Here is a 13,623-nt window from a genome sequence, read left to right on the forward strand (position 1 = left end):
AATTATATCAGAAATGAGATTTTTGAAAAACTTACTTTATCTCTTTTAGTATCGCTTTTATATTTTTCTTATTCAAAATTTCTGCAATTTTATTGGCGATATTTTGATTTTTTAACGCACCTTCTTTTGTTTTAAACCCACCCAAAAGATAATATCTAAATAGGATTTTTTTTGATTTCCCTGAAGCATCTTTAATGGTTTGATATTCATAAGAAACTTTATAAGGATATTTTCTTATGAATTTTTCCTGATTTGGAGTGAGTTTTGAATTGTTTTCCAAAGCATATACTACCCAATAATACCCCGATGGAAGTTTTACATCATTGGAAGATGTTTCTTTTTGAGGCTCTTGCATCTGTTTGGCTTGTTTTATTTTAACGCTCTGTTTATTTAGAGTTTGTTTTCCAAAAGCATATCTTCCACCCACAGAAACAAGGTAGGTTTGATTGTAATATTTACCTAAAAAAGAAGTATCAATATCTGCATACACTCTCCACTTTTGAGAAAGTATAGAATTTACTCCAAAACTTAGCATTGCCATTTGATTGGATGATACGCTCTGTTGTGCTTGTGAAAAATTTGTTTTTAAATAAATATTCCCTCCACCTGCAACATCGCCCACATAAGAAAGGCCGAGCCTAAAATCTGTTTGATTTGAAGCGGTTTTGAGAGCATAGCCTACTACTCCCCCCACTCTTCCTCTGAAAGCAAGAATATTATCAATCTTTGAATTCAAATAAGATCTTCCATTGATTTGATCAAATGATCCATTACCTACATATCCGAAAACAAATTCTGCTTGAGGCTCTAAATATAAAGAATGTCTAGAAGTTTCTAAATCCTTAAGCAAAAAATTCCATCTGTAGCCAAATTCTTCGCCCAGAGAAATCGTAGAAGAATTCAAATTATTATCAATATTTTGATTCTTTGGTAATGAAAGTTTATTCATAATGAATGCGTATTTCAAAATAGTGTCAGTATAAAACCCTTCTTCAGAAACAAACGAATAATAAGCTCCCAATTCTATAGACTGAGCCTTTCCTGTAAAATCAGTGCCATTTAAAACATTATAGCCATAAGAGAGTGCTGCACCAAAATAAGATCTCGCACCACTATGAGGAATAGAAAAATCATAACCCCCCTGTATATTTGTAGCGTAAGTTGTAACTTCCTCGCCTCTATTGCTCGTACTCATTCCATTAAATATTCTTCCCCAAGCACCCTGTGCATTTGAATTCCCCCTGAGTTCACCAAGTCTTTTATTTAAATCATTGATATTAGATAAGAAAATATTATAGTTAGTGCTAATAGCTGCTTGTGTCATATCCTGATTGGCTTTGTTGATATGAACATCAGCAGACTTTATATAATAGTTCGTCCAAGGAAGAATAACAGGAGTTTTATCCGGGGAATCTGTTGATTCATCTGTGGGTGATGTTGTAGCATCTGCTCCAACTAACATTTTCGCTGAAGAAACTGCTAAATCGGTACTTTCAGCAGGGGGGGGGGCTATAACAGGATCACCACTAGAAGAATTTTCTTGTTTTGATTGAAATGTTGTATAAATAACATCATAACCTTGTTGAACACTAGAACTCTCGTTAAATTTTATATTTGGATTGCCCGTACTAGAATCATTAGCAACAGATAGAACAATGATATTTTTCTTACTCAAATCACCTACCAAAAAATGTTCAGAATTTTGAAATACTTGAAGGTAATTTGTCAATTCTTGATCTGTTGAATTACTGACCTTATCGATAATAATATGATCGGCTTTTTTATCTGTGGTTTCACTCGTATCTACATTGGGATTGTATGCCAAACGAAACACCGTATGACTTAGATCGTCGACTTCTTTTATATTCAAAGTTGAAAATGAAGTTCTGATATTTGAAGTACTAGAAGGAATACCCTGCGTCGCTAGATCAACCACGGCATTTTTTTGATTTAAGGTATCTCCAATAATATTGTCAAAATCTACAGAACTTGGAGCATTATCGTCATTAGATGAGAGTTTTGTAATGTTTGAGTTCCCTAAAAGAATCAGTTTTGAACCTTTGGAAAATTCAATAGAAATATTTCTATCAGAGATATTGAGATTCCCGATAAATGCAGCATTTTCATCAAGCACAGCTTCGTAGTTTTTTGGGGTTGTGGAGCCTGAAGAGTTCAAAGAATCGACCTCTCCTACTACCACTCCAGATATTTTAGCACTATAAGTTGTGCTATCAGTAATTTTATCAATATGGAAAGTCGCCATATTCGAGCTAAAAACATCTCGATAAGGAGCAAGAATTGATTCTGCTTTGGCTGCATCTAGTCTAATAAGCAGACCATCTTGGAAAATATGCCCATTGACTTTAACTTGTGTTTTAGTTGTGTCAGATGAAGTAGGATCAAAGGAGGCTGGATCGTTAAAATCTGTTGTATCGCCTATAGACTTTGAAGTTGCCGAAACAGCTGTAGTTGTATCTTTTTTGATCGTATCAGAAAAAAGTATGTTGGTGTTTCCGCCAGTATAGTTGAAATGTGCGATACCTTTAATATCTCCTGAGAGTGCAATGTTACTAGTCCCTGAAGAAGTATTCACAAAAAACTCTGGACCACTGCCTTCATATAAAAAAGCTTTTGTGAGAGGATTGCTTTTGAGTTTAGTGATAAGTTCATTGGAAAAAGATAAAGTAATATTAGCAACCCCTCCAGTTGTGTTTATAGCTCCTCCCAAATACAAAGAGTCTTGGAAATCAACTTTATTCACGCCACCTTGCGTGTCAATCATCCCTCCATAATTTGATATTCCTGAAGCATTCAAATAACTAGTAAGCATAGCAGGTGTGATAGAAGAAATCAAAGCTGATTTTTCATCATCGCTCATGGTGCTAACATCAACTGACGAGCCCGAATCTGACTTTGGAAAAAAGGTATCAGTACTAGCAAAAGAAATTTTACTAACATCTGAAGAAAAAATCGCATTAGAACTCCCAGCTAATCCAACCAATGAGCCTAGCATACTCGTGCCATTTTCAAAAGAAACATTAGAATTTCCATTATTGGTAACTAAATTACCTTTAAGAATAGATGTATTTTTAAAGTCTGCACTCAATGTGCCGCTATTACTAAGATCGCCATCAATATTTGAATTATCCGCACTGATAGTTGTACTTCCACTGATTGTGCTTATAGAGCCTGTTTGAGAACCATTTGAAAGACTTAAAGTTGTATTTCCTCCAGTGTTAGAAATATTCTTTGTATTTGTTTTGTCAAAAACAGCATTCAGCGTACCTGCAAAAACGACATTGCCGATACTTTGATCGCTCATAGAGCTAAGAGTCAAAGAAGCTTTTGTGTCATTATTAGTAATATCACCAGTAGAAGAACTAGAGATAGCGAGTTTATTAACATTGGAAATATTTCCCACCTTTGATGAAGTGATAGTCATATCTGTATCAGATGAATTGTGATTGTTTATATCTCCAACATTATAGTATTTGATCTCACCAGTAAGTTTGCCGTTAAAATCAATACCACCAATCTGCAAACCACTACTAGAAAGATCTGTTGGGGGAGTAGTTAAGGTATCTTTAAATGTGATAGTAGAAGAAACATTTGAGTTTTCAATATTTCCTGCTGAAGAACCATCTAAGCTCAAAGTAAGCATACCACTACCTGCAAAATCGCCCAATGAGGATTTATTTAAAGTCGTAATAGTTGTGCTTCCACCGCTTAGATTAAAAGTCCCCGTTTGATAAGAAGTATCAAAATCCAGTTTCAATGTGCCATCAGCATTGTTTATATCTCCTCTTATAGCAGATGATGGTTTTATTGTTATCGCCGTAGTGCTAGAATTATTGAGTGCAACGCCACTATCATCACCTTCCCATATTGCACCTGCATCTAAAATAGCGCTTAAATCCCCTCCTTGATTAGTAATGCTCCCCTTCATTGCATACCCGTCTTTGCTTTGGTTTCCACTAAAGCTTATAAGCCTTTTACCTGTTTTGTCTTGAGTAATATTTCCAGTAAGAGAAGAGTTTGTGAATTTGAGTTCAGTGCTATGAGATGGGGTGGGATCTTTTCCATAAGGAATCATTTTTCCATCTTCTGACATTTTAACATCGCCTATCATCCTAGCATCATTAGAAAAACTGACATTCATATATCCAGCTATTGTAGAAATGTCTCCTTTGAGTGCATAATCAAATGTTTTAGAGTTTCCAGAAAAACTGATCGTTTGAGAAACTCTTTGAATTGAATTGGCGGAGGGAGTAGAATTTATACCATTACTGATGTTTCCATTCAAAGAAGAGTCTGTAAAAGTAATTGTATTCATACCTTCGGAAGTTCCTGAGGCATTTGCTTGAATACTGCCTTGCATATTAGCGTCATCTTTAAATGTCCATATAGAAATACCATTATAATTTTTAATATTTCCAGAAAAGGCAATCCCAGAACCATCTTCATCAGAATGACCCACGAAATCCATTTTGGTTGGAACATCAACTGCAGGAGGTCCAGATTCATTGTAGTAATCCCCATAAAGAGAGGCATTTGTAAAAGTACCTTGCTTGATGCCTGAACCACTAAAGCTACCTTGAAGTATCAAAATCTTGCTTTTAACATTTAAAGTCTCTATAAAAGCTGTATCTCCATAAAACTTAAAGCTTAAAATTTTAGGTCCTGGCTTGAATTCCAGTTCTCCGTAATAGGATGTATGTTTTGGATCGTCTCCTTTGGCTATTTTATCATAAGTTCCACCTATACATGAATCAGAACTCGTGCTACTACAAGTAGAACTGCCAAAAGACACTATCTCTGCTCTAAGATAAGTTGGGAATAGAAAAGAAGTTATCAAAACTAAAACACCCAATAAAAAAGAAAGATTTCTCATACTTTCTGGTGTAATTTTGATCGTAGAAGTAGGCATTTTGCCATTTAAATCACGATAATTCATTGTGTTGTCCTTAATTTTTCGCAGGTTTCAGGATTTAAAACAATCGACTTATTTTATAAGATATTTAATTATATTTATATAAAATTAATATTAAAAACTTAAGTTTCATTTAAAATTTTCTAAACAGTTCCGACAAAAAACATATTCTTGCTAGTTTTAATAAAATTTGTCTAGATCGCAAATTTCTAATTAGGAGATTTTTAATAAAAATATAGGATAATACCGCCAAGAATATAATATTTCGAGGTGCTATGGCTGATACAAGATTATTTTTATATGCAACAATACTGATTAGTATTGGTGTGATTATGAGCTACTCACTTTCTGCATACACTGTTATCATCTATAATTATAGTGAGTTCCATTTTCTAGCTAGGCAATTGTTTTCTGCAATTATTGGAATATTATTGATGTGGATACTCTCTCAGGTTGATCCTAGCAAGGGGTTTATCAAAATAGGTTTTTTTCTATTTTTGGCCACTTTGGGATTGATGATAATCATGCCATTTTTACCCGATAGTCTTGCTAGTAGTGCTGGGGGTGCCAAAAGATGGATACGATTACCCGGATTTTCACTAGCTCCTTCGGAATTTTTTAAGCTTGGATTTATTTTTTTCTTATCATGGAGTTTTTCAAGAAAATTTGCTTTTGGTGAAAAACGTTCTATCAAGGAAGAATTCCTTATTGTTTTGCCATACTTGGGGGTATTTGTAGTTGTAGTATTTCTTATTGCAGTTATGCAAAATGACCTAGGACAAGTAGTCCTTCTAGCCATTACATTAGGGTTAATGTTGATTTTTGCTGGAGGAAGTTTGCAACTTTTTGGAATTCTATTCTTTGGGGTTATTGGATTAGGAACACTTACAATCATCACTAGTTCTCATAGGATTTTAAGAGTTAAACTCTGGTGGGCAAATGCTCAAGACTCTATCCTTGCTATTTTGCCACATAAAATAGCTGATTTTATCCGTGTAGATAATCTTCCAGAGCCATATCAAATCCATCACGCTACAAATGCTATTTACAATGGAGGGTTTTTTGGTCAAGGTCTTGGGGAAGGACTTATCAAATTAGGTTTTTTGAGCGAGGTGCATACAGATATGGTTCTAGCGGGTATTACAGAAGAACTTGGTTTTATAGGATTATTGGTTTGTCTAGGATTATTTTGTGCGATTATCTATCGAATATTTAAGATTGCAAATAGAATAAAAGACCAATCCTACTCATTATTTTGTATCGGGGTGGCACTCTTAATAGGATTCTCACTTATTATAAACTCATTTGGAGTAAGTGGTATAACTCCAATTAAGGGGATTGCCGTTCCTTTTCTAAGCTATGGAGGCAGTTCGCTGATTGCTAACTGCATCGCTATAGGGTTAGTACTCTCTCTGTCTAGGCAATCAAGAATTTGATTATTTGATTGCTTCTAGGGGCTTATTATAATCAGGCTCTTGAGTGATTTCCTCGCAAACTTCTTTATACACTAATTTTCCATTTGGATCAACAACAAATACTGCACGAGTCAAAACACCTTCTAAAGGACTTCCTGCAAGTAAAACGCCATAATTTTGACCAAATGTTTTACTCCTGAAATCACTTGCAACTACTAGATTTTCAATCCCTTCAGTTGAGCAAAATCTTCCTTGTGCAAACGGAAGGTCCATAGAAACAACCATTACCACAGCATTACTAATAGAAGCAGCTTTCTCATTGAATTTTCTAGTCTGTGTTGCACAAACACCAGTATCTAAAGAAGGCACGACATTAATAATCTGATATTTGCCACTAGCCCCGCCGACTTTGACCTCACCAAGATCTTTTCCCACAAGTGTTACAAGAGGAGCATTTTCTCCGACATTAATTTGTTTTCCACTTAGAGTTACTGGAGTTCCTTTGAATTTTACTGACATGACTTTTCCTTAATATTATGTTTGGGGGAACATTGTAGTAGATTTATTTAAATACTTGTTTATGAAAGGTTTTAAATAAAAGTTGTTAGAATTTAAAATCTAAAATCCAAAGGTATTTGTTTGATGAAAAAATCTTATTTGCTAGATACTTCTATCATCCTTGATGATGTCGAAAATATTCTCCACCTCTATCAAGACGGTCATAACCATCTTTTTATCAATGATGTTGTTATTGATGAGCTTGACAAGAAAAAAGAACTTCAAAATGAAACGGGTTATTTTGCTCGAGAATTTTTTCGATCTATTAATAGTGATAATTCAATCAAGCCTCATCATAGGGTGCGAAATATGGAGGGAGATTTTTTCAAAGAAATCAATTTTTCAAAAAACTCACAAACCATTCCTATAACACTCATCTACAGACAAAAGTACAAAACTCCGCAAAATGAATATTCCTTCAACGATACAAGAATAGCAGAAATTGCGAGTGATTACGGATTTATTCTCTTAAGCAATGATATTTCACTCAAAATCAGATCACTTGCACGAGGAATATCCACGCAATCACTCTTTCGCGACAGGGTAGAAAATCCTAGCGATATTAACTTTTGGAATTATTTTGATATACATAAAGACGATGATTTTACCTCGCTAAAAGAAAATGAAGCTTTTGGAAAACTAAAAAACTGGAGCTTGATTGAAATCAATGAACAAGATAATACTGAAAGTTCGCTTTATCTTACAGGGAAAAAACATTTTGGAATCAAGCTAGATGGGGAGTTTGAAGAATTTATGCTAGATGATATTTTAGAAGAATCAAACCCTTATATCAAACCCATAAATCTAGAACAAAAAATGCTCTATGCGATGCTTATTCATCCAAAAAATCAGGTCAGTATAGCTACAGGCTCTACTGGCAGTGGAAAAACACTCATTGCTCTTCAAGCCGGGATTCACCTAGTAAAAAAAGGGGTTGTAGATGGCATTATCTATATGCGCAACACAGTCACAGCAACTGATAAAGAATCCGAACTTGGATTTAGAAAAGGTGATGAATCCCAAAAACTTAGCTATTTTATGTATCCTCTTTATAGTGCGATTAATTTCACTATAGATAGATTGCAAGAACAATCGATTGCAAAAAGAATTGAATATCGTGGCGATGTCAATACAATTGAAAAAAAAGATGCTACAGAATATTTTTTGCAAAAGCATAACATAGAAGTGATTGATATTGCCCATGCTAGGGGAATTACCATAGGTAGAAAATTTGTAATATTTGATGAAGTTCAAAATGCGTCTAATGCCACAATAAAACTAATTGGAACGCGCATTGGAGAAGGAAGCAGAATTTTATTTTTAGGAGATTGGGCACAAATAGATCATCCCTACTTAAGTAAATTTCGAAATGGGGCTGTGAGCTTACTGCAAAAAGCACTCAAAGATGATATTATAGCTGGAATCCAGCTCACACAAACCATTCGGAGTGATGTTGCGGCATATTTTGGAGAAAGCTTCTAATAACTTAAAAAGCTATTTCCTTAATATCACCCACCTCTAAGAATTTTTGGTAAATGCTAAAAATAAGATTCTTTCGATTTTCTCTATTTTTTTCATCAGGATCATTTACCATCACATTATCAAAGAAGTCATCTAAAGGTTTTTTCATCGAAAACAAAGCCTGAATTTTTTCGTCAATACCATCAAATTTTTGGCTTAGAATTGCCTGATAAGATTTGTAAAGTTTGATTTCTTCTGGGAGTTTAAACAACTCCTCATTTATATCTCCTATATTTTTTATATCTTTTGTAATGTTAGCAACACGTTTAAATGTGCTTACAAAAGCTTCTTTGTCAGATTTTTCAAAAAAACTATCCAATGCTTTGGCTTTATCTACAATCACGCAAACATCTCGATCAAAACCACAAAGAACACTTCTCAAAATAGAAGGATTTACAGCCACAATACTTTCTAAACGTTCAATAAAAAATTCTTGAACGATTTTAATATCAAAAGGTTTATACCCAACTATTTCAAAAAGATTTTTCAGATCTATATCTAGATTAAAATGAAGTTTTTTATCAAGTACAATTTTTATCACCCCACTACTAGCCCTTCTAAGTGCAAAGGGATCTTTAGAGCCTGTAGGTAGTTTGCCAATGCTAAAAAGAGCGAAAATGCTATCAAGCTTATTTGCCAATGCAACAATGGCAGAAAATATATTCGAAGGAAGATTAGCATCCTCTCCATCTGGAAGATATTGCTCCTTGATAGCTACACAAACATCACTATCTTTACCCTCAGATTTTGCATAATAATAACCCATCAAACCTTGTAATTCCGGAAATTCATAAACCATTTCAGTCAGTAAATCTGCTTTTGCTAAGCAAATAGCCTCTTGGATAAGTTCTTTTGTCTTAGGATTTGGGAAAAAATTTTTATATTTATCAAACAAATAAAAAGCTATTTTCCTCTCTCTTTGCACTTTATCTGCCATACTTCCAAGTCCCTGCACAAAAGCAATTTCCTCAAGCTTAGTAGAATCCAAGCCATTTTTAAGGTCGTTGTGATAAAAAAACATAGCATCAGATAGACGTGCTTTGAGAACTTTTTGATTACCTAAAATGATTTGGTCGCTTCTGCTTGAAGTAGCATTGCTCACTGCAATAAAACTATTATGAAGGGTGTTTTTCGCAAAAGTAGCAAAATACCGTTGATTTTCTTTCATTGAAGTAATGATGACTTCTTTAGGGAGCTCTAAAAATCTTTCTTCAAATTCTCCATAAAGTGCTTTTGGATACTCTGTAATGGAAATAATTTCATTTAAAAGATCCTCGTCGATTTCAACTTGAATATTTTGTTCCTTTTCAATTTGTGAGATTTCTTGAAGAATTTTTTCTCTTCTTTCTTTTTGAGAGAGAATCACATAACCCTTTTTAAGCACTTCAAGATATTGGCAAACAGAACTAATTTCTATCCAATCAAAGCTCACATCCGTATGAATTTTCGTAGCAAGTTTTCCATTTATGCCATATGCCTTTATAGGAATATGCTCATCTCCCAAAAGAATACAAATATTTCTAATAGGACGAATAAAGCTTTCACTCAAACTTCCCCATCGCATTGATTTCCCAAAATTCAGGCTCTCTATGAATTCTTGGATAATTTTAGCAAGAATCTCTTTTGAAGGAATCGCTTGAGTTTGTTTTGAGCAATACAAAATATCCTTGTTATCTTTAGATGTTATCTGGACTTCTTCTGCAGAGATTTGGCATTTTTTGCAAAACCCCTCCCCTGCCTTACTCAAACCCTTTGTCTTATCTCCATCTATATAAGCTATAGATATTGGAGGACCAAAAAACTCTTCTTTTTTGCTTGAGGTCATTGTTGGGAATGAATCATCTATGATAACAATTCTCCTAGGAGTATAAAATATAGATGGATTGGTTTTTAGATCGTATTTTTGGACAACCATACCCCACTTGATGGCAATATTAGGAAGTTCTTTTAAAAAAGGAATCGCGGGAAGTTCTTCCACAAGAATTTCAACTAATAAATCTTTTGTATTCAAATTTATTCCTTTATTTGTATAATGCTTCATAGAATTTTAGCAAATAAAGGTCGTTATTGATTAGAATATTTTTTGTATTTTTTACACTATATACATTTATAGCATCTGGAGCTATTCCTTTAGATAAAATCCAGGCTAAATGCGGGGATCCAAAAGATTTCAACGCTAGGCAAAAAAAAGTTATTTTGTATGCTTACAACTATGGAAGCACAAATGGCTTGGGATATACAATGGCAGCAATTGCTTGGCAGGAATCCTGTGCGGGGGAGTATATGGTAAATTTTTCCGATCCAAGTGCAGGAATTTACCATGCTCATATTCCTGGAGTTATCAAAAAATATACAAAATACAAAGATACAAGTTTTGTAAGAAATCTAGTTGGAGAACTTTTGATGCGTGATAATGAATTTGCCTCAAGAGTAGCTTTAGACAATCTATTATTTTGGCAAAAAAACCGCAAAGGTAACTACAAAAATATTATAAAATCTTATAATAAAGGCTTTAGCTGGGAAAAAAGTAAGAGTAAAAACAAATCTGCAGAAGCATACTATCAAGATATTCGGATGAAGGTTTTAAAACTAAGAAGTTATATCCCAAAATACAGCAAAGCACTGAATAATTCGCTAAAAATTGAACTTGAAGATAAAAACCAAAATATAAAAAATACGCTCAAAGATCTTCAAGATTCTAAAAAACAGCAAAAAATTCCTGTTTCAAAACCAACCAAAAAAGATAAAGTCTTTATAATGCCAGAGCCTTGAAAAATTAAATCAAATTAGGAAAAGTAAATGGGACAAAAAACAATTTTGATTATTACTGATGGTGTGGGTTATAGCCCAAAAACCAAGTACAATGCCTTTTATCAAGCAAAGAAGCCCACTTATGATTGGATGTTTGAACATCTTCCACATTCGTTAATAAAAACCTATGGAATGAATGTGGGGCTTCCAGAAGGTCAGATGGGAAATTCTGAAGTTGGACATATGTGTATTGGAGCAGGGAGAATTTTATATCAGGATTTGGTAAAAATATCTCTTGCGTTCAAAAATAATGAAATTACAGAAAATTTAGCTTTCAAATCACTCTGTAAAAATTCACAAACTATTCACTTATGTGGATTATGTAGTGATGGTGGGGTGCATTCTCATCTTGATCATCTTTTGGATATGGCCACAATGCTTGAAAAAATGGGCAAAAAAGTTTGGCTTCATTTAATCAGCGATGGAAGAGATGTGTTGCCAAAAAGTGCAAAAAAATACCTCGAAAAAACCTTTCTTATCTGTTCTGAAAATATCAAAATTGCGACCCTATCAGGGAGATTTTATGCGATGGATAGAGATAAAAGATGGGATAGAATCAAACTAGCCTATGAAAGCATTGTGGAAGGAAAAAATCAAACCTCTCTTTCGCCTATAGAATATGTAGATAAAATGTATGCTGAAAATATCACTGATGAATTTATTTTACCCATCTGTTTTAGCGAATATAGCGGAATAGAAGATGAAGATGGGTTTGTATTCATAAACTTTAGAAGCGACAGAGCTAGAGAGATTGTTGAAGCTATCGGGGATGTAAATTTTAAAGAATTTATACGAGAGAAAAATCCAAAAATATATCTTACCACAATGACACCCTATGACAAGAAATTCTCCTACCCTGTTTTATTTCCTAAAGATAAAATCTCTAACACCTTAGCTGAAGTGATTTCAAATGCAAATCTAACGCAAGGACATACAGCAGAAACCGAAAAATATGCCCATATCACATTTTTTCTCAATGGGGGTATAGAAGAGCCATTTGTTAATGAAACTCGAGTGCTCATACCTAGTCCAAAAGTTAATACTTATGATCTTTGTCCTGAAATGAGTGCAAAAGAAGTCTCTAAAGCAGTAAGGGATTTTATGGAATTAGGTACAGATTTTATTGTGGTAAATTTTGCCAATGGAGATATGGTCGGGCATACTGGGAATATGAACGCAGCTATCAAAGCAGTCGAAACAATCGATAAAGAAATCGGAAATATTTTAGAAATGGCAAAAAAACTAGATTATGCCATCGTTATCACAAGCGATCATGGGAACTGCGAGGAAATGAAAGATGATGAAGGAAATATGCTAACCAATCATACGATCGGAGATGTATATTGTTTTGTAATGGGTGAAGGCGTGAGCAATATTAAAAATGGAGGACTTGATAATATCGCACCCACAGTTTTAAAACTAATGGGATTATCAAAGCCTGATGAAATGAGCGAAGCACTTTTTTGAAATCAAACATAACCTCAAGAAGATATTAAAAATCTAATCACAATTGCCATCTCTAATACAATATATCAACTCTAGTATTAAAGAATAATAGGCTAGAAATAAATATTAAAGAATAAAAAATAATTGTTTTGTGATAAATCACAGATAATTGTTTCCTGCAAACAAATAACTCAACAACCAATAAAAGTGAGTTTGTTTGTCAGTATAGCTCCTCCCCTTATCCTGCGAAAAATAATGACAACTAGCGGGTAATAACGGAGCGTGATGTTTGTTTTGTTTGTCTTTATCACTTATATATTTATGAATCTCATTTGGGTTTGCTCAATCTCTTATTTTTAACTGATTTCACCCATACAAGCAATCATATAAGCACTAGATTTAGCCTTAGCTTATTATTTTTGTTTGTTGCTATGGTTTTTAGTGCTTATCTCAAAGAATCTTATTTCTTCCTCCTTCAGTTTATTTGACTTCATACATAATCGCATAAGATTTTTTATTCTTATCAATATCTTGAACAATACTATCTGCTAGATTTTTGTTTTCATAGACCTCATGCAAGTTTTTAAAAGGTCCAATAAGATACCTAGTAACTTTCTCTTTTTTCTTATCTTTGCCTATAAGTTCAAACTCATAAGCCCTATAAGAGTGTTTAGAGATTTCTTTAATAGCTGAAGAATCTTTTTTACCTAACACAGCTACTTGCAGATAAAGTCCTGCTTCAGGCAGACATCCTTGACATCCAACCTTCGCTCCTTTGGTATCTAGTTTAATGGTCTTTTTCTCTTCTAGGAGTTTGGCTTTTTGCTGTGCTTCTTGTGAATCTTTGGTTTGTTGTTTATTAGATTGTTTATTTTTACCCTCTGTAATTTGTTTTTCTAAATCACTTACTTTTTTACCAAAGCTAAATCTTGCTCCGACATT

8 protein-coding genes are annotated in these 13,623 nt (G+C 33.8%); 4 read left to right on the forward strand and 4 right to left on the reverse strand.

Annotation, left to right across the window (positions count from 1 at the left end; genetic code table 11):
• Positions 1-31 precede the first annotated feature (31 nt).
• Positions 32-4,954 (reverse strand): autotransporter outer membrane beta-barrel domain-containing protein, encoded by a 4,923-nt coding sequence (locus Q5I06_RS05345; protein ID WP_305517117.1) that lies wholly within the window; start codon positions 4,952-4,954, stop codon positions 32-34.
• Positions 4,955-5,205: 251 nt separating this feature from the next.
• Between Q5I06_RS05345 and Q5I06_RS05350 the strand changes: the two genes are divergently transcribed.
• Positions 5,206-6,366 carry an FtsW/RodA/SpoVE family cell cycle protein gene (locus tag Q5I06_RS05350; RefSeq protein ID WP_305517118.1) on the forward strand — a complete coding sequence of 387 codons (1,161 nt, stop codon included), beginning with the start codon at positions 5,206-5,208 and terminating at the stop codon, positions 6,364-6,366.
• Here Q5I06_RS05350 and tpx read toward each other — a convergent pair whose 3' ends face one another.
• Positions 6,367-6,864, reverse strand: a complete 498-nt coding sequence (tpx, locus tag Q5I06_RS05355; protein WP_305517119.1) for a thiol peroxidase — start codon at positions 6,862-6,864, stop codon at positions 6,367-6,369. It abuts the gene before it with no gap.
• Positions 6,865-6,987: 123 nt separating this feature from the next.
• On the opposite strand from tpx, the gene Q5I06_RS05360 reads away from it, so the two are divergent.
• Positions 6,988-8,385, forward strand: a complete 1,398-nt coding sequence (locus Q5I06_RS05360; RefSeq protein WP_305517120.1) for a PhoH family protein — start codon at positions 6,988-6,990, stop codon at positions 8,383-8,385.
• 4 nt (positions 8,386-8,389) lie between these two features.
• Here the strand turns inward: Q5I06_RS05360 and glyS are convergent, their stop codons facing one another.
• Positions 8,390-10,435: a glycine--tRNA ligase subunit beta gene (gene glyS, locus Q5I06_RS05365; protein ID WP_305517121.1), complete on the reverse strand. Its 2,046-nt coding sequence runs from the start codon at positions 10,433-10,435 to the stop codon at positions 8,390-8,392.
• Between the two features lie 56 nt (positions 10,436-10,491).
• Here glyS and Q5I06_RS05370 point away from each other — a divergent pair, with 56 nt between their 5' ends.
• Both Q5I06_RS05370 and gpmI read left to right on the forward strand, forming a co-directional pair.
• Complete coding sequence (locus Q5I06_RS05370) at positions 10,492-11,196, forward strand: hypothetical protein (protein ID WP_305517122.1); 705 nt, start codon at positions 10,492-10,494, stop codon at positions 11,194-11,196.
• Between the two features lie 27 nt (positions 11,197-11,223).
• A complete protein-coding gene (gpmI, locus tag Q5I06_RS05375) occupies positions 11,224-12,702 on the forward strand; it encodes a 2,3-bisphosphoglycerate-independent phosphoglycerate mutase (protein ID WP_305517123.1) in 1,479 nt (492 codons plus the stop codon).
• A gap of 459 nt (positions 12,703-13,161) precedes the next feature.
• On the opposite strand, the gene Q5I06_RS05380 is transcribed toward gpmI, so the two are convergent.
• Positions 13,162-13,623: hypothetical protein (locus Q5I06_RS05380; RefSeq protein WP_305520916.1), on the reverse strand; the 462-nt coding region annotated here is incomplete at its 5' end.

Source organism: Helicobacter cappadocius, from assembly GCF_030688855.1.
Classification (GTDB): Bacteria; Campylobacterota; Campylobacteria; order Campylobacterales; family Helicobacteraceae; genus Helicobacter_J; species Helicobacter_J cappadocius.